This window comes from Corynebacterium timonense (assembly GCF_900105305.1).
Taxonomy (GTDB): domain Bacteria; phylum Actinomycetota; class Actinomycetes; order Mycobacteriales; family Mycobacteriaceae; genus Corynebacterium; species Corynebacterium timonense.
This window is the reverse complement of record NZ_LT629765.1, coordinates 1,526,853-1,549,650: the sequence shown is the minus strand read 5'-3', so window position 1 is coordinate 1,549,650 and position 22,798 is coordinate 1,526,853. Positions and strand designations below refer to the sequence as shown.

Annotated in this window: 15 protein-coding genes, 3 rRNA genes, 1 other RNA gene and 1 other annotated feature; of the genes, 16 read left to right on the top strand and 3 right to left on the bottom strand. The window is 62.0% G+C overall.

Annotated elements, in window-relative coordinates; translation table 11 throughout:
* Positions 1-10: 10 nt before the first annotated feature.
* The 16 genes from smpB to BLT81_RS07230 all read left to right on the top strand — a co-directional run bounded on the left by smpB (position 11) and on the right by BLT81_RS07230 (position 18,061).
* Entirely contained in the window at positions 11-502 is a 492-nt protein-coding gene (gene smpB, locus BLT81_RS07305; RefSeq protein ID WP_019194493.1) for an SsrA-binding protein SmpB, read from the top strand.
* Positions 499-1,131, top strand: coding sequence for an SDR family oxidoreductase (locus BLT81_RS07300; protein ID WP_019194494.1), 633 nt, complete (start codon positions 499-501; stop codon positions 1,129-1,131). The genes smpB and BLT81_RS07300 overlap by 4 nt, the downstream gene beginning before the upstream one ends.
* 51 nt (positions 1,132-1,182) lie before the next feature.
* Positions 1,183-1,562: a transfer-messenger RNA gene (ssrA, locus tag BLT81_RS07295) on the top strand.
* Between the two features lie 289 nt (positions 1,563-1,851).
* On the top strand, positions 1,852-2,253 hold the full coding sequence (locus tag BLT81_RS07290) for a DUF222 domain-containing protein (protein ID WP_019194495.1): 402 nt from the start codon (positions 1,852-1,854) through the stop codon (positions 2,251-2,253).
* Complete coding sequence (locus BLT81_RS07285; RefSeq protein ID WP_081582955.1) at positions 2,226-2,537, top strand: transposase; 312 nt, start codon at positions 2,226-2,228, stop codon at positions 2,535-2,537. The genes BLT81_RS07290 and BLT81_RS07285 overlap by 28 nt, the downstream gene beginning before the upstream one ends.
* Positions 2,498-2,626: a sequence feature (AL1L pseudoknot), on the top strand. Its footprint overlaps the gene before it by 40 nt.
* Complete coding sequence (locus BLT81_RS07280) at positions 2,516-3,442, top strand: IS3 family transposase (protein WP_019194496.1); 927 nt, start codon at positions 2,516-2,518, stop codon at positions 3,440-3,442. (Overlaps the previous feature by 111 nt.) The genes BLT81_RS07285 and BLT81_RS07280 overlap by 22 nt, the downstream gene beginning before the upstream one ends.
* A gap of 35 nt (positions 3,443-3,477) precedes the next feature.
* Entirely contained in the window at positions 3,478-4,389 is a 912-nt protein-coding gene (locus BLT81_RS07275; protein WP_019194497.1) for an HNH endonuclease signature motif containing protein, read from the top strand.
* A 192-nt stretch (positions 4,390-4,581) separates the two neighbouring features.
* Positions 4,582-5,571 (top strand): LLM class oxidoreductase, encoded by a 990-nt coding sequence (locus BLT81_RS07270; protein ID WP_019194498.1) that lies wholly within the window; start codon positions 4,582-4,584, stop codon positions 5,569-5,571.
* 127 nt (positions 5,572-5,698) lie between these two features.
* A complete protein-coding gene (locus BLT81_RS07265; RefSeq protein WP_019194499.1) occupies positions 5,699-6,718 on the top strand; it encodes a siderophore ABC transporter substrate-binding protein in 1,020 nt (339 codons plus the stop codon).
* Positions 6,718-7,680 carry an ABC transporter permease gene (locus BLT81_RS07260; RefSeq protein ID WP_019194500.1) on the top strand — a complete coding sequence of 321 codons (963 nt, stop codon included), beginning with the start codon at positions 6,718-6,720 and terminating at the stop codon, positions 7,678-7,680. Before BLT81_RS07265 ends, BLT81_RS07260 begins: the two co-directional genes overlap by 1 nt.
* Positions 7,673-8,686: an iron chelate uptake ABC transporter family permease subunit gene (locus BLT81_RS07255; protein WP_019194501.1), complete on the top strand. Its 1,014-nt coding sequence runs from the start codon at positions 7,673-7,675 to the stop codon at positions 8,684-8,686. The genes BLT81_RS07260 and BLT81_RS07255 overlap by 8 nt, the downstream gene beginning before the upstream one ends.
* The gene (locus tag BLT81_RS07250) at positions 8,683-9,438 is read left to right on the top strand and encodes an iron ABC transporter ATP-binding protein (RefSeq protein WP_019194502.1); all 756 of its coding nucleotides are present in this window, start codon (positions 8,683-8,685) and stop codon (positions 9,436-9,438) included. Before BLT81_RS07255 ends, BLT81_RS07250 begins: the two co-directional genes overlap by 4 nt.
* 580 nt (positions 9,439-10,018) lie before the next feature.
* A 16S ribosomal RNA gene (locus BLT81_RS07245) occupies positions 10,019-11,531 on the top strand.
* 341 nt (positions 11,532-11,872) lie between these two features.
* Positions 11,873-14,961, top strand: a 23S ribosomal RNA gene (locus BLT81_RS07240).
* A gap of 150 nt (positions 14,962-15,111) precedes the next feature.
* Positions 15,112-15,229, top strand: a 5S ribosomal RNA gene (gene rrf / locus BLT81_RS07235).
* Together the 16S, 23S and 5S rRNA genes form the textbook arrangement of a ribosomal RNA operon.
* A gap of 1,026 nt (positions 15,230-16,255) precedes the next feature.
* Positions 16,256-18,061, top strand: coding sequence for a purple acid phosphatase family protein (locus tag BLT81_RS07230; RefSeq protein ID WP_231286615.1), 1,806 nt, complete (start codon positions 16,256-16,258; stop codon positions 18,059-18,061).
* Between the two features lie 51 nt (positions 18,062-18,112).
* On the opposite strand, the gene BLT81_RS07225 is transcribed toward BLT81_RS07230, so the two are convergent.
* The 3 genes from BLT81_RS07225 to BLT81_RS07215 all read right to left on the bottom strand — a co-directional run bounded on the left by BLT81_RS07225 (position 18,113) and on the right by BLT81_RS07215 (position 22,772).
* The gene (locus BLT81_RS07225; RefSeq protein WP_019194291.1) at positions 18,113-20,236 is read right to left on the bottom strand and encodes a YhgE/Pip domain-containing protein; all 2,124 of its coding nucleotides are present in this window, start codon (positions 20,234-20,236) and stop codon (positions 18,113-18,115) included.
* Positions 20,237-20,419: 183 nt separating this feature from the next.
* Positions 20,420-21,091 (bottom strand): DUF3239 domain-containing protein, encoded by a 672-nt coding sequence (locus tag BLT81_RS07220; RefSeq protein WP_019194290.1) that lies wholly within the window; start codon positions 21,089-21,091, stop codon positions 20,420-20,422.
* 10 nt (positions 21,092-21,101) lie between these two features.
* Entirely contained in the window at positions 21,102-22,772 is a 1,671-nt protein-coding gene (locus BLT81_RS07215; RefSeq protein WP_051011466.1) for a DNA repair helicase XPB, read from the bottom strand.
* Positions 22,773-22,798: the final 26 nt, after the last annotated feature.

The window sequence follows — 22,798 nt, the reverse complement described above, 5'->3', positions numbered from 1 at the left end:
GGCACGAATTATGGCCAAGAAGAAGAAAAAGAAGACGCCTGGCGCGGTCATCGCCTCCAACCGAAAGGCGCGCCACGATTACACGATCCTGGACACCTACGAGGCGGGCATCGCCCTCGTGGGCACCGAGATCAAGTCGCTGCGAGAGGGGCGTGCCAGCCTCGTCGAAGCCTTCGCCACAGTGGACAGAGGCGAGGTGTGGCTGCGCAACCTCCACATCCCGGAGTACTCGCGCGGCTCGTGGACGAACCACAGCCCTCGGCGCACGCGCAAGCTGTTGTTGCACCGCCGAGAGATCGACTCGCTCGAGGGCAAGATCAAGGACGGCAACCGCACGCTTGTGCCCTTGTCCCTGTACCTCAAGGAGGGAAAGGTCAAGGTGGAGTTGGGGCTCGCCCAGGGTAAGCAGGACTACGATAAGCGCCAGGCCATCAAACGCCGCACCGAGGACCGGGAGATCGCCCGTGACCTCGGCCGCAAGTTCAAGGGGATTAAAGCATGAAGAAGGCTCTCATCACCGGGGCGTCGCGAGGCATCGGCCGCGCGATCGCCGAGGAACTCTCCTCCGACCACCACATCCTGGCGGGGGCGAGCAGCGACGCGAGCGGCATCGTGGCGCAGCTGCCCTCCGCGGAGCCCTTCGAGGTGGACCTGCGCGACCCGGTCGCCATCCGCCACGCGGCCGCCGAGATTGACGCCCTCGACGTGTTCGTCCATGCCGCGGGCGTTTTCCCGAAGGGGAGCTTCGCCGAGCTGAGCGACGCCCAATGGCGCGACACTTTCGAGGTCAACGTCTTCGCCGGCATCGAGCTCACCCGGGCGTTGCTGCCCGCGCTGCGCCGCTCGAACGGCCTGTTGATCACGATTAACTCGGGCGCCGGCTTCACGGGCATCGAAAACGCCACAGCGTACTGCGCCTCCAAGTTCGCGCTGCGCGGATTCACCGATGCCCTGCGGGAAGAGGAGCGGGGGCGCATCCGTGTGACCTCCGTGCACCCGGGCCGCACCGATACGGACATGCTCGCCGCCGACGAGAACGGCCCGAAGATGCCCGCCACCGCCGTGGCCAGGGCCGTCCGGCTGGCCGTCGATGCGGACGCGACCGTCGAGTTCTTGCGCATTGCGCCCTAACCGGCTAGAGTAATTTCTCCTACGGTCACTGCATATCCCGCCGTAGGCAATGGGGATGATTTTGGTTTCGACTCCGTTGATCAAACCAGGGGAAGCGTGCCGGTGCAGGCTGGAGACCACCGTAAGCGTCGCAGCAAACAATAAACGCAGAGAAGAACTCTCAGCGTGACTACGCCCTCGCTGCCTAAGTAGCGACCGCGTGTCTGTCAGGCCGGGCTTGTCCCCGTCCCGGTACCTGGCATCGACTCAGGGGACTTGCCTTCCGGCCTTGTTGGTGGGGCGCGGAAGGGACTTTTTCCACCAACTGGGCCCGTCATCCGGACATGTTTGCCTGATCCGGAGGGCCGAGTAGAGGCGTAGCGCAAACTGCGCACGGAGAAGCCCTGGTGCGGTGACGGAGGACCCGGGTTCAATTCCCGGCATCTCCACCGCGGTAACCCCCGGCCATATCACGGCCGGGGGTTTGTGCATGCGAGTCGGCGCCACAGAGCGTCGCAGTGGGGGAGGGGTCCGCATTGCGGACTTTTTGCGCAGGTGCATTGCCTGCTTGCCACCTCCCCTCGGGTCCGCATTGCGGACTTTTTGCCCCCCGAGACCGTCTCAAACGTGTGTTTTATAACTCGGCTTTCGCCCTGCATAACAGCAGGCCACGCCCCATGTCCGGTGGCCTTGCTACAGTCGTATTCACACACACGATCGACACTGACGGGGGCCTTGCTCATGACCACACCACCCACCACTATCAGCTGCGAAAGTGCACCTGCCGACATCGCCGCAGCCATCGAACACGCCTTCGGCATGGTGACCCGCCGCAAAGCGCACACACTCTGGGCCATCGCGCTTTTCGACGCCAACAACCTCGCGTCTCACTTCGGCGCCCGCACCACTGCTACATGGCTGATCCGCACTCTCGATATCCCCACCTCCACCGCCCACGAGTACGTCAAGATCGCCCGCGCCATGCACGGTTTCCCAGTCATGGCCGCCGCGTTCCGCAACGGCGAGATCACCTACTCCAAGGCCCGACTGCTCACCGTTCACTGGTTCGCCCCGGGTTTAATAGAGGGTAGGAATTTGGAAAAGGAGCCCTACACATGCCCTCGAAGTACACGCCTGAGTTGAAGCAGCGCGCCATCGAACTGGTGCTGCACGCGCAAGCTGACCCTGACACGTCTCGTGGTGCGATATCCCGCATCGCTGTCGAGCTCGGAATGAGCAAGGAAACTCTGCGCGGCTGGGTCCGCGCTCATAAACAATCCGGCGCGGCAACCCCGGCTGAATCGGTGGATTGTGCAGCGGAGAACCGCAGACTGCGAGCTGAACTGATTGAAGCGAAGCGCGCCAACGAGATTTTGAAAAGAGCATCAGCTTTTTTCGCGGCGGAGTGCGAGCGCCCACACACGTAGTCGTCCGGTTCATCGACGACAACCGGGAGGAGTTCGGGGTCGAGCCGATTATTCGCGCCTTGGCGGCAACCGACGCGAAAATCGCCCTGAGCACCTACTACGCCTACAAATCCCGGCCTGAATCATCTCGATCTATCCGCGACCGACAACTACGCAAAGCGTTGCGTGCCATCTACGACGACAACTACTCCTGCTATGGAGCGCGCAAACTATGGGCTGAGATCAATCGCCAAGGTGACTTCGGTCACGTCGCCCGGTGCACCGTTGAGCGCCTCATGGCACTCGAAGGCATCCGTGGTATCCGGCGCCGGAAGAAAAAGCCCTCGACCCGCAGCGCTGCCCCCGATAACTGCCCAGTCGACTTGGTCGAGCGCGACTTTTGTGTCGATGCGCCGAACCGGCTGTGGGTCGCGGATATCACATACATCCCCACGCGTGTCGGGTGGGTGTATGCCTCGTTCGTTCTCGACGCGTATACCCGGGAGATTGTTGGCTGGCAGATCACCAACCACATGCGCACATCGCTGGCTAAAGACGCACTTGACATGGCCTTGTCAGCGCGCCTGCGCGCCGGTGAAGATGTCTCCGGTCTGATCCATCACTCAGACAGGGGCGTGCAGTACAGGTCGGTCGTCTACGGAGAGACCTTGGCCCAGTCGCAGGTTATCGCATCGGTTGGCTCGCGGGGAGACTCCTACGACAACGCGATGGCAGAAGCGCTGAACTCAGTGTTCAAAGCTGAACTCATCGACCGTAGGACCTGGCCGGCACTGCGAGATGTTCTCGTCGCGACGTCGACATGGGTCGGCTGGTACAACAACCGCCGTGTGCACTCGGCGCTGGGGTACCGCCCACCGAGCCAGGTCCATCAGGAATACACCGCCGCGAACACCCAAGCGGCCTAATCGACAACAATAGGACCCTCTACAAAACTCGGGGCTTGACACACCTCGACGACAGCAACGAACACGAACTCGTTGATCTCGCCCGCACCCTGACCTATAGCGACCTCCAACTCGCCCTCCTCGCACACCGCAACGGCGCCCCTCAGCCAGCGGCGCGTTCCTACGTACGCGTCGCCCCACGCCCCAACGGGCGCCTCAGCCTGTGGGCCAACTTCAGCCCGGCAGAAGCTGCCCGCCTCATGGCCGCGCTGAAAACCGGCGAACTCGCTTGGCGCAGCGTCGACTGGTCCACACTGACAGGCGCCGACGGCGTCCTCGACCCCCAACGCTTGGCAGCCGCCCCCTCCATGTACGGCCAGCCCACCGCCGACGCCCTGCTGAGCGCGTTTATGGGCATGATCAACATCACTTTGTCGCAACCCAACAACCCGCTGCGTGCTCCGGGCGCCCACGTCAACATCGTGATGACCACCGACGGGCGCGCCTACCTGCCGCTGAACCCCGGTGCCGGCTCCGACGCCGTCAAGAGTTTCCTCGCCAACGCTCACTACCGGATCAACCGGGTCGACGGCACCGGACTCGTGCTCAACACTGGACGCGCGTTCCGCCTTGCCACCAACGCCCAGATCAACGCGCTGATGCTCATGTGGCGCAGCCAATGCGCCATGCCGGGCTGTACCCATACGCGGTTTATGGAGATGCACCACATCCACGACTGGGCCGACGGTGGAACCACCGACCTCGACAACCTGCTGCCCCTGTGCTCGGCGTGCCACAGCCTCGTCAGCGACGGTGCCGTCACCATCCTGCGCGACGAGGGTGACATCCACTTCTGCTACCCGGACGGGTCGCGCTATGTCAGCAGGGATCGGGGGTTGCCGGTGCGAAACGACGACGCGCGGACGCTGGCGGAGTTCAACGAGTTCACCTGGAGCGCACCATCCTAAATGCCCGGAATCGGGCGGGCTTGCTGCGTTCCTCGAACGCGGGCTGCGCCACCCCGCTAGACAACGACCACGAGCGTGTTCACAACGCCGCGGGGAAGCACAGCTAGCCCCGGCGCGGCCACCGTGCTGCGTCGGTTCCAACCGCACCCCCGCACCGCCGTGAACGTCGCCGCGGTCTCGTATCCTGGCCTTATGGCTGAGACCAACCCGCTCTTTCGTCTCTCGGAACGCTCCTACACGCAGCTGCCCGGGTTTGCCCGCACTTTCCGTCGCGGCGAGCTGACGGTGGGGCTCACGCTGCCCATTGAGGCCGGCGCGGAGGAAAACCCGCTCGATGGCCTCGACAACCAGGTGCGGTTGGTGCGCGCGGCGGAGGAGGCCGGGTTCGCCGCGGTGTGGGTGCGCGACATCCCGCTGCGGGTGGAAACGTTCGGCGACGTCGGCCAGGTGTGGGATCCGTGGATGTACCTGTCGTACCTGGCGGCGCAGACGAGCGAGATCGCACTGGGGACGGCGGCGATCGTCGTCCCCTTCCAGCATCCGCTGCTTCTGGCGAAGCGGGCGGCGACGCTCGATCGGTTGTCCGGAGGGCGCTTCCTCATGGGTGTCGCCACGGGCGATCGCCCGGAGGAGTTCCCGGCGTTCGGGCAGGACCGGGGGACTCGCGGCGACGTGCTCGCGGAGCACCTGCGCGTCTACCGCGAGGCGCTGACGACCAGCTGGACCCCGATCCGCTGGGCGGGCGGAAAGATGGGCGGGGCGGATGTCGTGCCCAAGCCGCTGGCCCGCGAGGTGCCGCTGTTGGCCACGGGCTCGCTGCAGCAGACGATGCAGTGGCGCGCGGCCAACACGCACGGATGGTTGATGTACCACAAGGGCCTCGAGGTGCAGAAGGTGAACGTGCGCAACTGGAACGAGGCGGTCACTGAGGCGGGAGGGGAGTGGAAGCCCTTTGCGGAGTCGTTGTGGGTGGACCTCCACCCGGACCCCGACGCCCCGGCGGAGGGCCACACGTTTGGCTACCGGCTGGGGCGCACCGCCCTGCGGCGGCTGCTTGAGGCGCAGCGCGAGATCGGGATCAGTCACGTGATGGTGAATTTCCGCGCCTCCGAGCGCGATGCGGAGGAGCAAATCGAAGAATTCGCCCACCACGTGCTCCCCGCTTTTACCCCCGTGCGTTGATTTAGGAAACGCTTGTGTACTGTAAATACAGAACCCGCCGGGGGTAAGGATTGGCTTAGCTATGGCGGCAATGTAGGTTTTCCTAGGTAGCTACTACCGAGCTTTACGAAAAAGAGGAGCACGATCAATGTCTCGTTTCCCCACACGTGTAGCGTTGCTGGCAGTCGCGGTCTCGACGTCGCTTGGACTCGCCGGCTGCGCAGATAACGGCGCCCCCGAGCAGCAGGAGCAGGCGCAAACCTCCGCGACCGCTGCGAACAGCGACGCGCAGGGCACTGTCACCGTCGAGGACAACTACGGCACCAAGGAGGTCCCGAGCCCGCCGGAGCGTGTCGTCGCCTTGGACAACCGCTCCTTCGAGATCCTCGACCAGTGGGGCATTAAGCCCGTCGCGGCTGCCCGCGCCATCGTGCCGGTCACGATCCCGGGCATCGGCGACGATGAGGACATCGTCGACATCGGAAACCACCGCGAGCCGAACCTGGAGGCCATCGTGGCCGCCGACCCGGACGTCGTCGTCTCCGGCCAGCGCTTCCAGCGCTACGACGAGGAGATTGAGAACCTCGTCCCGAATGCCGCGGTGCTCGACTTCGAGCCGCGCGACGGCGAGCCCTTCGAAGAGGAGCTCATCCGCCACGTGCAGGCGCTCGGCGAGGTCTTTGACAAGCAGGAGGAAGCGCAGAAGCTTGTCGACGACTTCAATGCCGCCGTCGACCGAGCCAAGGACGCCTACGACCCGGAGCAGACCGTCATGGCACTCAACGTCTCCGGCGGCGAGATCGGCTACGTCGCTCCCACCGTCGGACGCACCTGGGGCCCGATCTTCGACCTGCTCGGCCTGACGCCGGCCCTCGAGGTTGAGAACGCCACCGATGACCACCAGGGTGACGACATCTCCGTGGAGACCATCGCGCAGTCCAACCCCGACTGGCTGCTCGTCCTCGACCGCGACGCCGGCACCCGCAGCGACGAGGGCTCCCCGGCGGCGCAGCAGGTCCTCGCGGACGCCGCTCCGCTGCAGAACGTGCCCGCCGTGCAGAACGGCCAGATCTACGTGGCACCGAACGACACGTACACCAACGAGTCGATCATCACGTACACCGAGATCCTGAACGCGCTGGCAGAGGCCTTCGAATCCGCTCAGTAATGTCACGAACGACCACCACCAACACCCGCTGGAAGCTTCTAGCGGGTGTTGCCGCTGTTATCGCCCTGCTCGCGGCCTCGCTGTTTGTCGGCCAGTACGACATTTGGCGCAACGCCGACGGCTGGGACATGTTTCAGGCCACGCGCGTGCCGCGCACCGTCGCGCTCGTGCTGGCGGGCGCGGCGATGGCAATGAGCGGCCTGATCATGCAGATGCTTACCCAGAACCGCTTCGTGGAGCCGACGACCACGGGCACCACCGAATGGGCGGGACTGGGACTCTTGGTCACGCTGATCTTCATGCCCGAAGCGACGATTCTCACCCGCATGATCGTGGCCGTCATTTTCGCCTTTGTGGGCACCATGGTGTTTTTCGCGTTCTTGCGGCGCGTCAAGCTGCGTTCCTCGCTCGTCGTCCCCATCGTTGGCATCATGCTCGGGGCGGTGGTCAGCTCCGTGTCCACGTTCTTCGCGCTGCAGGCCGAGCTGCTGCAGTCGCTCGGCGTGTGGTTCGCGGGCTCGTTTACCAGCGTGATCTCCGGGCAGTACGAGGTTCTGTGGATCGTGCTTCTTGTGGTGGTGGCGGTCTTTTTCTACGCAGATAAGCTCACCGTCGCGGGGCTGGGGGAGGACGTGGCCACCAACGTGGGCCTCAACTACAACCGGGTGGTCCTCGTTGGCACAGGGCTCGTCGCCGTGGCCACCGGCGTTGTCACGGTCGTGGTGGGCAACCTTCCGTTCCTCGGGCTCATCGTGCCCAACCTCGTGTCCATGGCGCGTGGCGACGACCTACGGTCCAACTTGCCCTTCGTCTGCCTGCTCGGTATTGCCATCGTGACCGTGTGTGACCTGCTCGGAAGGACGATCATCGCGCCCTTCGAGATGCCCGTCTCCGTCATCTTGGGGGTCGTGGGTGCTGTCGTGTTCGTCGCTTTGATTGTGAGGAAGACACGTCGTGGGTAGCACTGTGAGGAATGTTGGCGCCTTTCAGACGTCGACAAGCAAAAGGCGTTATTGGATCCTGTTCGCGGTCCTGTCGCTGCTGTCCGTGGCCTTCGTGATCGGGCTGATCGCCTACGAAAACCCCGTCGAGTACGGCACGCGCGGCTACTGGCTCATCGTCGAGCGGCGCATGAACTCTGTGGTGACGATGGCGATCGTCGCGCTGTGCCAGGCCGTGGCGACGGTGGCGTTCCAAACGGTGACGAACAACCGCATCATTACGCCCTCGATCATGGGTTTCGAGGCGCTGTACCGGACGATTCACACGGCGACCGTGTACTTTTTCGGCGCCGCGGGCCTCAATAACGCGCGCACCCTCGACATGTTTGTGGTGCAGCTGCTGCTCATGGTGGGGCTGTCGCTCATCCTGTACACCTGGCTGCTCATGGACTCGAACACGAACATGCACGCGATGCTGCTCGTGGGCGTGGTCATCGGCGGCGGGCTGGGGTCGCTGTCGACGTTCATGCAGCGCATGCTCACGCCGAGCGAGTTCGACGTGCTCACCGCGAGAATGTTCGGCTCGGTCAACAACGCCGACCCCGAGTACTACCCGCTTGCCGTGCCCCTTGTCATCGTGGCGGCCGCCCTCATGTACGCGAACTCGCGCCGGCTGAACGTGCTTGCGCTGGGACGCGACGTCGCCCTCAACCTGGGGGTGAACCACCGCGTGCACGCGGTTTTCACGCTCGTCCTCGTCGCCATCCTCATGGCGGTGTCCACCGCGCTCGTGGGGCCGATGACCTTCCTCGGGTTCCTCGTCGCCACCCTTGCGTACCAGTTCTCCGACACTTACGATCACCGCTATATCTTGCCGATGGCGTTCCTCCTCGGGTTTGCCATCTTGACCGGCGCGTACTTCGTGATGAACCACATCTTCTACGCGCAGGGTGCCGTGTCCATCATCATCGAGCTCGTCGGAGGACTCACGTTCCTCGTCGTCATCCTCAGAAAGGGCCGCTTGTGATTACGCTTACCGACGTCCGCAAGGCCTACGGCGACGACGTCGCCATCGGGCCGGTCAACTTGCAAATTCCCGCCGGCGGGATCACCGCCTTGGTGGGGCCCAACGGGGCGGGCAAGTCGACCCTGCTCACCATGATTGGGCGCCTGCTCGCCGTGGACTCGGGCACCGTGGAAATCGCGCAGATGGACGTGACCTCCACGAAGTCCAAGGACCTGGCCAAGATCATCTCGATCCTGCGGCAAGAAAACCACTTTGTCACCCGCTTGACGGTGCGCCAGCTCGTCGGGTTCGGGCGGTTTCCGTACACGCAGGGGCGGCTGAATGAGGAGGACGAGGGGATCATCTCCAAGTACGTCGATTTCCTGGGCCTGAAACCCCTGGAAAACCGCTACTTGGACCAGCTGTCCGGCGGGCAGCGCCAGCGCGCCTACGTAGCGATGGTGCTCTGCCAAGAGACCGAGTACGTGCTTCTCGACGAGCCCCTCAACAACCTCGACATCGCCCACTCTGTGGACATGATGCGCCACCTCTACGACGCGGCCCACGACCTGGGTCGAACGATCATTATCGTGCTGCACGACATCAACTACGCCGCGCGCTACGCCGACTACATCTGCGCCGCCAAGGACGGGCAGATCGCGGCGTTCGGCACACCCGACGAAATCATGCGCGACGATCTGCTCACCGATATCTTCAATACCGAGATCACGGTGATCGACGGGCCGCACGGCCCCATCGCGGCGTACCACTAGACGCTGCCCGCATTTTGTGGGGTTGTGCTGGGGATTTGTGGTGTTGGTGGGTGGGGGTTTAGTGTGTTGTTTCGTCGCCGCGAGGTGATGGGGAGTTGATAAGTGCAGAGTTGGTTGCTGGGGTTAACGTTGTGTTTGACTTCTGGTTACCGGTTGTGTAGATTGACTTCTTGCCGCTTGAGCAGTCTGGTTGGGCTGTGAGGGTGTGCGTGTGTTGTGTGAGAACTCGATAGTGTGCCAATGCATTTTTTGTTTGTGGGTTGGTTGTGTGCTGCGTGTGCTGGCTGCTGCTGTTGTTTGTGATGGTGGTGGTTGGTGTGTGCCGGTGGGTGGTGTCTGAACCTTTGATGGGATGCTGCTTGTTGGTGTTTGTGGTGCGTGATTGATTCGCGGATTGTGGATGCTGTTTTTTGGTTGCCCCCCTTTTTTTTGCCCTCGTCGGGTGGGGGGTGGCTGTTTTGTAATTTGAGGATTGGCCAGTTTGCTGCGCTGTGCTGCATGTTTTTGTGTGGTGTGGTGTGGTGGTTGGTTTGTTTTTGGTTGGGTTTGGGCTTTTCACGGCCTGTTTCTGCTGAAACTTTTTGTGGAGAGTTTGATCCTGGCTCAGGATGAACGCTGGCGGCGTGCTTAACACATGCAAGTCGAACGGAAAGGCTCCTGCTTGCAGGAGTACTCGAGTGGCGAACGGGTGAGTAACACGTGGGTGATCTGCCCTGTACTTCGGGATAAGCTTGGGAAACTGGGTCTAATACTGGATAGGACCATCGTTTAGTGTCGGTGGTGGAAAGCTTTTGCGGTATGGGATGAGCTCGCGGCCTATCAGCTTGTTGGTGGGGTAATGGCCTACCAAGGCGTCGACGGGTAGCCGGCCTGAGAGGGTGTACGGCCACATTGGGACTGAGATACGGCCCAGACTCCTACGGGAGGCAGCAGTGGGGAATATTGCACAATGGGCGCAAGCCTGATGCAGCGACGCCGCGTGGGGGATGAAGGCCTTCGGGTTGTAAACTCCTTTCGCCAGGGACGAAGCTTTTGTGACGGTACCTGGATAAGAAGCACCGGCTAACTACGTGCCAGCAGCCGCGGTAATACGTAGGGTGCGAGCGTTGTCCGGAATTACTGGGCGTAAAGAGCTCGTAGGTGGTTTGTCGCGTCGTTTGTGTAAGTCCATGGCTTAACTGTGGGACTGCAGGCGATACGGGCATAACTTGAGTGCTGTAGGGGAGACTGGAATTCCTGGTGTAGCGGTGAAATGCGCAGATATCAGGAGGAACACCGATGGCGAAGGCAGGTCTCTGGGCAGTAACTGACGCTGAGGAGCGAAAGCATGGGTAGCGAACAGGATTAGATACCCTGGTAGTCCATGCCGTAAACGGTGGGCGCTAGGTGTGAGTCCCTTCCACGGGGTTCGTGCCGTAGCTAACGCATTAAGCGCCCCGCCTGGGGAGTACGGCCGCAAGGCTAAAACTCAAAGGAATTGACGGGGGCCCGCACAAGCGGCGGAGCATGTGGATTAATTCGATGCAACGCGAAGAACCTTACCTGGGCTTGACATGCATCAGATCGCTGCAGAGATGTAGTTTCCCTTGTGGCTGGTGTACAGGTGGTGCATGGTTGTCGTCAGCTCGTGTCGTGAGATGTTGGGTTAAGTCCCGCAACGAGCGCAACCCTTGTCTTATGTTGCCAGCATTTGGTTGGGGACTCATGAGAGACTGCCGGGGTTAACTCGGAGGAAGGTGGGGATGACGTCAAATCATCATGCCCCTTATGTCCAGGGCTTCACACATGCTACAATGGTCGGTACAGCGCGTGTGCGATACTGTGAGGTGGAGCTAATCGCTGAAAGCCGGTCGTAGTTCGGATTGGGGTCTGCAACTCGACCCCATGAAGTCGGAGTCGCTAGTAATCGCAGATCAGCAACGCTGCGGTGAATACGTTCCCGGGCCTTGTACACACCGCCCGTCACGTCATGAAAGTTGGTAACACCCGAAGCCGGTGGCCTTAAGTGGGAGCCGTCGAAGGTGGGATCGGCGATTGGGACGAAGTCGTAACAAGGTAGCCGTACCGGAAGGTGCGGCTGGATCACCTCCTTTCTAAGGAGCTTTTGTTTTGTGTGCCTGCGGTTGCAGGTGTGGTGGTTGAGTGCCCGTGTGTGGTGCTGCCACTGTGTTGTTTAAAATCCGGGTGGATGCATGCCGGCATGACGTGTGGTTGTTGTGCTTTGTGCGTGTGGTATGTGGCCTTTTTCCTGCAAGCAAATGTGGTTGTGTGTTGGTGCGCTGTTGGGTGTCTGGGATGGCACATGTGTGTTGTTCTGTGGCTTGCATGCTTGCTGCTGCTGCTTTGTTGTGGTGGTGGTTGGGTGTGTGGGTGTGGTGTGTGAGAACTGTATAGTGGACGCGAGCATCTTTATTCTTGTGTGTTTTTTGTGTTGTGTTTTTTGGTCAAGGGCGTACGGTGGATGCCTTGGCATGCTGAGCCGATGAAGGACGTGTGAGGCTGCGTTAAGCCTCGGGGAGTTGCCAACTAAGCGTTGATCCGAGGATGTCCGAATGGGGAAACCTGGCACCGGTTGTGTGGTGTTACCTGCAGGTGAATTCATAGTCTGTGTGGGGGTTGACGCGGGGAAGTGAAACATCTCAGTACCCGTAGGAGAAGAAAACAAGTGTGATTCCGTGAGTAGTGGCGAGCGAAAGTGGATGAGGCTAAACCATGTGTGTGTGATACTTGGCAGAGGTTGCGCATGTGGGGTTGTGGGGATGCATTGTTCAGGCACTGTCATGTCTGTGCGTTTGTGTGTGTGTTAGCGGAAGTTGCCTGGGATGGTGCGCCGTAGTGGGTGAGAGCCCCTGTACGTGAAGGCATATGCATGGATGTTGGTGTGTTTCCCGAGTAGCAGCGGGCTCGTGGAATCTGTTGTGAATCTGCCGGGACCACCCGGTAAGCCTAAATACTCAGTGTGACCGATAGTGGATAGTACCGTGAGGGAATGGTGAAAAGTACCCCGGGAGGGGAGTGAAATAGTTCCTGAAACCGTGCGCTTACAATCCGTCAGAGCACCTTCGTGTGTGTGATGGCGTGCCTTTTGAAGAATGAGCCTGCGAGTTAGCGGCATGTCGCGAGGTTAACCCGTTGGTGGGGTAGTCGTAGCGAAAGCGAATCCTAATTGGGTGTTGTTAGTGGCATGTCCTAGACCCGAAGCGGGGTGATCTACCCATGGCCAGTGTGAAGCAGCTGTAAGAGGTTGTGGAGGCGCGAACCCACTTAGGTTGAAAACTGAGGGGATGAGTTGTGGGTAGGGGTGAAAGGCCAATCAAACTCCGTGATAGCTGGTTCTCCCCGAAATGCATTTAGGTGCAGCGTCATGTTAGCTTGCCGGAGGTAGAGCTACTGGTTGGTTGAGCGGGACTATCATCTTAGCAATGTCAGCCAAACTCCGAATGCCGGTGAAGTGGTGCATGGCAGTGAGACTGTGGGGGATAAGCTTCATAGTCGAGAGGGAAACAGCCCAGATCGCCGGTTAAGGCCCCTAAGGGTGTACTAAGTGGAAAAGGATGTGGGATCGCGAAGACAGCCAGGAGGTTGGCTTAGAAGCAGCCATCCTTGAAAGAGTGCGTAATAGCTCACTGGTCGAGTGGTTCCGCGCCGACAATTTAGTGGGGCTCAAGTACACCGCCGAAGCCGCGGCAAGCACATGTTGTGTGTGTTTGGGTAGGGGAGCGTCGTGCATGGGGTGAAGCAGTACCGTAAGGGGTTGTGGACTGTGTGCGAGTGAGAATGCAGGCATGAGTAACGAGTGGTAAGTGAGAATCTTATCCGCCGGATGACTAAGGGTTCCTGGGTCAAGTTCGTCTTCCCAGGGTGAGTCGGGTCCTAAGGCGAGGCCGACAGGCGTAGTCGATGGTTAACGGGTTGATATTCCCGTACCCGTGTATATGCGCCCAGGTGCGAGGCGGTGATACTAACCGCCCTTTATGCCGCTACTGTTGTGGTCTTTGGGCCACTGGTGGTGGTGTGTGGGGTGGGGCCTGATCCGTAGTAGTGCAGTGATGGGGTGACGCAGGAAGGTAGCCACGCCGTTTAATGGATTGCGGTGTAAGCGTGTGGCACGGGTTGGTGTGAAATGCATCGGCCCTTTTGTGTGAGGCGTGATGCGTAGCCCTTTTGTGGGTGATGGTGGTGATCCTATGCTGTCGAGAAAAGCCTCTAGCGAGTGTGTACACGGCCCGTACCCGAAACCGACACAGGTAGTCAGGTAGAGAATACTAAGGCGGTCGGGTGAACTGTGGTTAAGGAACTCGGCAAATTGCCCCCGTAACTTCGGGAGAAGGGGGACCTTACATGGTGCGCCACCCTTTTGCGGTGGTTGTTGCTGTGTGGGGTCGCAGAGAATAGAGGGGAGCGACTGTTTATCAAAAACACAGGTCCGTGCGAAGACTTTTACGTTGATGTATACGGACTGACGCCTGCCCGGTGCTGGAAGGTTAAGAGGACCTGTTAGACCCTTTGGGTCGAAGCGGAGAATTTAAGCCCCAGTAAACGGCGGTGGTAACTATAACCATCCTAAGGTAGCGAAATTCCTTGTCGGGTAAGTTCCGACCTGCACGAATGGCGTAACGACTCCCCTGCTGTCTCAACCACAGGCCCGGTGAAATTGCAGTACGAGTTAAGATGCTCGTTTCGCGCGGCAGGACGAAAAGACCCCGGGACCTTCACTATAGCTTGGTATTGGTGTTCGGTGCGGTTTGTGTAGGATAGGTGGGAGACGTTGATGCGGCCACGCTAGTGGTTGTGGAGTCGTTGTTGAAATACCACTCTGACCGTAGTGGATACCTTAACCTTGGCCCATGATCTGGGTTGGGGACAGTGCCTGGTGGGTAGTTTAACTGGGGCGGTTGCCTCCCAAAGAGTAACGGAGGCGCCCAAAGGTTCCCTCAGCCTGGTTGGCAATCAGGTGGCGAGTCTAAGTGCACAAGGGAGCTTGACTGTGAGACTTACTAGTCGAGCAGGGACGAAAGTCGGGACTAGTGATCCGGCACCTACTTGTGGATGTGGTGTCGCTCAACGGATAAAAGGTACCCCGGGGATAACAGGCTGATCTTCCCCAAGAGTCCATATCGACGGGATGGTTTGGCACCTCGATGTCGGCTCGTCGCATCCTGGGGCTGGAGTAGGTCCCAAGGGTTGGGCTGTTCGCCCATTAAAGCGGCACGCGAGCTGGGTTCAGAACGTCGTGAGACAGTTCGGTCTCTATCCGCCGCGCGCGTTGAAACTTGAAGAAGGCTGTCCCTAGTACGAGAGGACCGGGACGGACGTACCTCTGGTGTGCCAGTTGTTCCGCCAGGAGCATGGCTGGTTGGCTACGTACGGGAGGGATAACCGCTGAAAGCATCTAAGCGGGAAGCCTGTTTTAAGATGAGGTTTCATTCGAGGTTCCCTACAGACGATAGGGTTGATAGGCCGGATCTGGAAGCGTAGCAATACGTGAAGGTGACCGGTACTAATACACCAACAAAAAACAAAACAAACCAACAAGAAGCACCGTAAAGACCGTGTGTTCGCGTCCACTATGCAGTATCTGACACACCACACCACCCCCTTTATTCATGGTGTGTGAGCCAGTACCAGAATCGAATACAGTACACAGTTTGTGCTGCCTGTCCCGATGAATGTGTCGGTGGTTGATGGCGGCGGGGAAACGCCCGGTCCCATTCCGAACCCGGAAGCTAAGCCCGCCCGCGCTGATGGTACTGCCCCCGGGAGGGGGTGGGAGAGTAAGTTACCGCCGACCCAACAACTCAACAACAACAACCAAATAAAACCCCTAAAGGGGGGTGACCAGCCCCACCACCACACCCACCCCAAGCGGGCAGAGAACAAGGTGGAACGGCTGGCCACCCCCCTTGTTTTTTGTGTGTGCCCCCCACCAACACGCAAGGGGGGCACCACCATGTTCAACTGCGGGGGAGCGCCCACACGGGGTGTGCGCACCCCCCGCCAGCCATTCATACCTGGCCGCCACATGTATGTAAGCGACACCGCAAAACTCCGCACCGCGGACGACCACCCCATGACGCAACTATGCAATGCATACAGCAATGCCTGAATCTGGCGACATTGCAGACTTGTTCCAACCCCCGCCGGCACCGCACCACCGGCCAGCCGAAAACTCCGCATTGCGGCCTTTTCAGGCTAACGCCAGCCACGCAACGCGGAACCAGCGGCGTCAACCCTGTCGCGACGTTCTGACTCCGCACTGCGGACTACTGCCCGCGATGGAACTATGCAATGCATACAGCAATGCCCAGACCTGACGACATTGCAGATTTTTTCAACGCCCAACGGAGACCGCACCACCCGCTGGCCCGAAACTCCGCATTGCGGACGTTTCAGGCTAACCCCGGCCACGCAACGCGGGATGTCAGCGCTCTTTGAAAAGTAGCCCAAAACGCTCCTCGAAAAGTAGCCCACCCGGAAAAGATTGGATGGGTGATTTCATTGGAGGAATGGGCGCAGATCCGGTACCGAGCGCATCCGCATGCTCGAACGCGGAAAACTGTGAGCAGCCGGCGTCAGCAGCGCAAGGACGCCGCGGGACAGCGGCCTTGTTGTGGGCGGTCAGATGGCGTCGAGAAGCGTTGCGCGGCCGGCCGGACTTTGGCGGGCCTTTTCGATATTTGATTGGGGTTTACTTCTCGGTCACGAGCGGTTTAGGTGGTCACCCTACGGTGGGCGAGGCCAGCGCTGAGCGAAAACGTGTAGATAAGCTCGGCGAAGACTTTGTGAGGGACTGACTGTGTTTAAAAAATCCACGTTTGTGAAAACTATTGCTCTGCTTACCGGCTCAGCGCTGTTTCTGTCGGCCTGCGCCGAGGAGGGCGAGAACACCGAGAACCAAGCTCAGGAGACGGTAACGGAAACCGAGGCCGTCGAGGTCGATCCCGTGTACGGGGCGGAGAACGGTCTGGACCTCATCGAGCTGCAGGATACGAAGCCCGAGGTGGCCGAGGTCGCGGTGGACAACGAGCCCGATCGTATCGCCATGAACCTCATGGAGGACACCTCCACCGAGATGGGCTTCAACTGGTATACCAAGGACAATTTAGACGACTCCATGCTGCGCGTGTCCGAGCAGGAGGACATGTCGGGGGCCATGGAGTTCGTCGCCGAGACCACCGAGGTGACCAACCGCTACGCGGAGCGCGACGAGAACGGCTACTACATCTACGCCGCCGTCACCTTCGACGAGGACGGAGACATGCTTGTCGACGAGGAGGGCAATCCCGAGGAGATTCAAGGCTACTTCACCGACGAGCAGATCGACCGCGAGAACAGCCAGTGGACCTCGGAGGGTTCCAAGCTCGCGCACCTATCGCTTGTCGACGTCACTGAACACTCCAACAAAGCCACCGCCACCGGTCTGCAGCCTGGCACGACCTACTACTTCCAGGTCGGCTCGGAGTCCGAAGGCTTCTCCGAGACTGGGTCGTTCACCACCTCGGACCCGAACGAGGAATCCTTCCAGTTCATCCACTACACGGACACCCAGAACGCGTACTGGAACGAACACGTGAACAACGAGGCCGCGTACGGCGCCGACACCCTGGAGCACGCGATGGAGGTTGCCCCCGACGCAACCTTCGCTCTGCACACCGGCGACTTCGTGGAAACAGCAGCCGTCGAGGACGAGTGGGTGGACAACCTCAACGCCTCCCGCGACGCCAACCTCAACCTCCCGCACGCCTACACCCCGGGCAACCACGACGAGTACAACCTGCGCTGGGAGGACGGTGTCCACACCACCTCGTTCAACGAGCACACCAACGTGCCCGTCACCAACGACAAGGTCGACGGCGGTTCCTACTACTCCTTCGACTACTCGGGCGCGCACTTCGTGGTGATGAACACAAACGACAACAAGGAGTCCGAGGACAACCCGGACGAGGGGGCTGTCGGCCGCGAGCAGATGGAGTGGGCGAAGGACGACATCCGCCAGGCTCGCGAGAACGGCGCCAACTGGATCATCCTGGCCTACCACAAGCCGGTGTACTCCGCGTCCTACCACTCGCTGCAGGACGAGGACGTCCAGGTGACGCGCGAGGAGTTCGTCCAGATGGCCGACGAGCTCGACGTCGATATCGTGCTGCAGGGCCACGACCACAACCTGACCCGCACCAAGTCCCTGACCTACAGCCCGGAGAACTTCTCCTACGGCGAGGTCGAGGACACCGAGAAGCGCGAGATCGACGGCGTGGAACACCACGTCAACCCGGAGGGCGTCACCTACGTCATCCCGAACACGTCCGGCACCAAGACGTACGACGCGATCTACCAGAAGGGCGCGGACCACGTGCACAACGTGCGCCCGAAGCTGGACTGGATGACCGAGGAGGACGTCGACCTGTGGAACAGCCTCTTCGACGTGGCCGAGCAGCCGGAGCAGACCCCGAAGTTCGACCACAAGCACGAGAACTACCGCCAGTCGACGATCCAGAGCTTCGCCGTCTACACCGTCACCCCCGCGACTTTCACGATCGACTTTTACCAAGTCGAGGGTGACCTGCACAACGGCGAGGACCGCGAGGTTGCGCTGCACAACTCCTATGGCATTACCAAGGAGTAGCGCGCGGGTGACGCGCAGAGAAAAAGCCGGGCATCTGCCCGGCTTTTTCTTTTAGTACGTCACGGAGGCGAGTGGTTCCTCGCCGAGGCGCGTCTCGCGGCGGTCCTCCTCGAGCTCCGTCGCGGCGCCGTGGCGCCGGGCGTTGTAAATGACCACCGACGCGATCAGCGGGACCACGATGAACCCAAGCAGGACCACGAGGGCGACCCAGAAGGTGCCGTCGTAGATTCCGTCGGTGGCGCGCATGAACGCGTCGCGGGCGTAGCTCATCGGGTGCAGCGCGTGGAAGAACTGCAGCGGGCCCGGGATGGTCGGCACCGGCCAGACGCCGCCGAAGACGAACAGGCCGAGGGCGAAGAATCCGACGGAGAACAGCCCGCCGACGAGGCGGCCGAACAGGACCCGGAAGAACTGGAACAGGGCGGCGCCGTTCGCGGCGATGAACGCGACGACCACGGCCATCGTCGCCCAGTTATCCGGGCGCCAGCCCGTGAGCACAGAGATGGCGGTGAAGACGCCCAGGACGGCCAGGTTGATGAGGAAGATGAGGCCGAAGGCGCGCAGGACCGGGCCCGCGGCCGTGCGGCTGTCCGCGCGGCGCCCCACGACGTGGGGCAGCAGGGCGGACAGGACGGCCATGACGAGGTAGCCGAAGATGAGCATGACGATGAGGGAGAAGCCGCTCTCGACGGTCTTGACGGTCGGGTTCGATTCGTCGACAAGCCCCTGCGTCGGGTGGAGGTTGGCCTCCTCGAAGAGGATGGGCACGGCCATCTGGCGGGCGGAGTCATCCAGGTGCGAGACAACGGGGGCGTTCTCGGCGCCTTCGACGAGGCGCTCGGACAACTCGCCGGAGCCGTCCTTGAGCTGGTCGACACCGTCGCTGAGCTGGGCGCCGCCGTCGACAAGCTGAGTGGTGCCGTCCTTGAGCCGGACGGTGCCGTCCTTCAGCTGGACCGTGCCGTCCTTGAGGCGGACCGTGCCGTCGCGGAGACGGTCGGTGCCGTCGCGCAGCTCGGTGGAGCCATTGGCGAGCTGCTGGGAGCCATCGAGGAGGCGGTTCACGCCGTTGAGGTAGGGCGCCTCGGGGCTGTTGAGGTTCCAGCTCAGCTCGGCCGTGCCGTCGCGCAGCCGGTTGAGCTGCGACACCATGTTTTCGGAGTTAGCGGGGTCGAGTTTGGACAGGGTGCTGTTGAGCTGGTCGGCCTGCGCGGTCAGGCCGGCGGCGTAGAGGGTGTCCACGACGGGGCGGATCTGGCCGACCGCACCCTGGACGCGCTCCAGCAGCGGGATCAGGGTGCCGGTGAGCTGCTGGACGCCGCCGTCGATCTGGGCGGCGCCGTCGCCAAGCTGCCGGGTGCCGTCCTTGAGCGTGACCATGCCGTTGCTCAGCTCGTGGGCGCCGGCCTCGAGCCGCTTCGCGCCGTCGTTGAGCTGGGAGGCGCCGTTGTTGAGCTCGGTCGCGCCGTTATCGAGCTGGGAGGCGCCGTCGTTGAGCTGGGAGGCGCCGTTGTCGAGCTGTCCGATGCCGTCGACCGCCCTGCCGGTTCCGTCCTTGAGGCGGCCCAAACCGTCATCGATTTTCGTCGCGCCGTCGGCGGCACGGCGGATGCCGTCGCCCAACTGGTTCATGCCGTCCAGGGTCTCCGTGGCGTAGGTTTCGGTGATCTGCGCCGCGACCTCCGCCTGCAGCTGCGGGACGAGGCCGGCGGTGAGGACAGCGCCGTTCGTCCCGCCGTAGTCGTTGTAGTCCACCCGGATTTCGGACTGGCGCGGGTTGTCCGAGATGAGGGAGACAACGCGCTCGGAGAAGTCCTCCGGGATGGTGACCACGAAGAGGTAGTCGCCCTTGGTCAGGCCGAGGCGCGCCTCCTCGGCGGTGGCCTCGCGGAAGTCGAGGTATTCGGTCTCGAGCAGGCCCTGGACCACCTGGTCGCCGACTGCCTGGAACTCGCCGTCGTTCTCGGCGCCCTTGTCTTCGTTGACGATAGCCAAGGGGACGTTGGGCAAGGTCTTGCTCGGGTCCCACATCGCCCACATGTAGGTCGCCGAGATCAGCAGCGGCACCACGAGAGCGAGAACGATGAGGATGCGAGCCAGGATGCTGGCGGGGCGCCAGTCCAGGACGCGGTGGAACCTTCCTCGGGAGGAGGTCGCGGTAGTGGACGTCGACAAAGCCGTTTCCTTTCACATCACACCCGCCGTACTGATCAACAACCGAGATCAATAGCTGTTAGTAGCGGCGGGTCGCTTTTTGCTTAGGAAACTAAATTAATCGAAAAAAGGTCATGATTGGAAGTGATTGAAGGAATATTCCGGAAAAAATTGTATCCGGGGTCACATTCCCCCCGTCAGGGGCTAATTCAGGGGTAGCTCGTCGAGGGGGAGGAGGCGGTACTTCGCCGCCATAACCTCCTTGAGGCGCGGGCGCGAGGTATCCAGGATGTGCCACTGCTCGCGCGGCACGGCCTTCTTCGCGGCGTCCACGACCGAGGGATCGGGGGTGCCCCAGGCAATCGGCATGGGGGTAATGACTTGCCACCGTCCCTTTTCGTGCACGGAACGGCGCCCGCCGACCGCGGCGACAGGAACCTTCGCCCCCACGGTGTCCGGGGTGTGCGGCAGCGACCGGACGGTCTGCGTCGTCAGCGCCCAGTGGGCAGGCTGGGCCGGGTCGACCGTCGTGTTCACCAAGGCCAGAAGCGTGTAGTCGGTGCCCCTGCTCTCCGCGATGATGGCCGCGGCGAGGGGGTGGGCGTCGTACAGCGACTGCGCCGAGCCCACCGAGCGGGGCACGAGCAGGCCCACGATGAGCATCATGACGCCGAAGAGCAGCAGACCGAGGGACCCCAGCAGCCGCCACGGCGAGGCCGGGTCGACGAAAAACCAGACCAGGATCGCGCCGATGAGGCAGAGAACGAAGAGCGAGACCCCCGAGATGACCAGGTAGCGCGTGTCCCGCAGCATTTCGTTGTTTTTCTGCGCGTACGCCTCGTCAACGTCGAACCGGAACACCTTCATCTCGCTCATGCGCACGATTCTATAGGTCGTCCGCGTCCACGAGCCGGTAGGCGTAGCCCTGCTCAGCGAGGAAGCGCTGGCGGTGCACCGCGTACTCCGCGTCGAGGGTGTCGCGCGCGACGATGGTGTAAAAGCGCGCCTCCACGCCGCCGTTTTTCGGTCGCAGCAGCCGGCCGAGCCGCTGCGCCTCCTCCTGCCGTGAGCCGAACGCGCCCGAGACCTGGATACCCACGGCCGCCTCGGGCAGGTCGATAGAGAAGTTCGCCACCTTGGACACCACGAGGGTGTCAATCTCGCCCGCACGGAAGGCGGCAAAGGCCTCCTCGCGCTTCTTTGTGGTGGTTTTCCCGTGCACAAGCGGCGCGCCGGTGCGCCGGGCGATCTCCTCCAGCTGGTCGATGAAGGCCCCAATAATGAGGGTCTGCTGGCCGGCGTGCTTGTGCAGAAGCTTATCGACGGCCCGCAGCTTGCCCTCCGAGCACGCGGCGACCCGGTAGCGGTCGCGCGTTTCCGCGGTGGCGTAGGCCAGCCGCTCCTCTTTCCCCAGCGTAGTGCGCACTTCCACGCACTCGGCGGTGGCGATGTAGCCGGCCATCTCGAGCTCTTTCCAGGGCGCGTCGTAGCGCTTCGGGCCGATGAGGGAGAACACGTCATCCTCGCGGCCGTCCTCGCGCACGAGCGTCGCGGTAAGCCCGAGGCGCCGCCGCGACTGCAGGTCAGCCGCCATCCGGAAGACCGGGGCGGGCAGGAGATGGACCTCGTCGTAGATGATGAGGCCCCAGTCGCGCGAGTCGAACAACTCCAGCGCCTTGTACTCGCCGTGTGTCTTGCGCGTGACCACCTGGTAGGTCGCGATGGTCACCGGGCGGATCTCCTTCTTTTCCCCGGAGTACTCGCCGATCTCCTCCGGGGTCAGCGTGGTGCGGCGCAGCAGCTCGTCGCGCCACTGCCGGCCCGCCACCGTGTTGGTGACCAGGATGAGCGTGGTGGTCTGCGCCTGCGCCATCGACGCCGCGCCCACCACCGTCTTTCCGGCCCCGCAGGGCAGCACGACCACCCCGGAACCGCCCTCCCAGAAGGCCTCGCTGGCGTACTGCTGGTAGTCGCGCAGCTGCCACCCGTCGGTGGTGAGGGCGATGGGGTGGGCCTCGCCGTCGACGTAGCCCGCGCGGTCGTCGACGGGCCAGCCGATCTTGGTTAGTTCCTGCTTAATGCGGCCGCGCTCGGAGGGGTGCACGGCGACCGTGGTGCCGTCGATTGCCTGGCCGAGCAGCGGGCGAATCTTTGTGTGGCGCGTAATTTCGGTGAGTAGCGCGGCCTCGTCGGCGTCCAGGATGAGCCCGTGGGCGGGGTGTTTGACCAAAGCGACGCGGCCGTAGCGGGCCATCGTCTCTGCGACGTCGATCAGCAGCGCCTGCGGGACGGGGAAACGGGAGTAACGCTCGAGCGTGTCCACCGCGGTTTCCGCGTCGAAGCCAGCGGCGCGGGCGTTCCACAGCGCCAGGGGAGTAATGCGGTAGGTATGCACGTGCTCGGGGGCGCGCTCGAGCTCCGCGAAGGGGGCGAGCGCCGCCCGCGCGAGGCTGGCCTGCGGGTGGGCCGTCTCGAGAAGCACGGTCTTGTCCGATTGAACAATGAGCGGGCCGTCGGGCACTGGGTTCCTTCCTTCGTTCGTGGCCGGGGAGGCCATCCATTATGCCCCTGAGCACCTCCGGC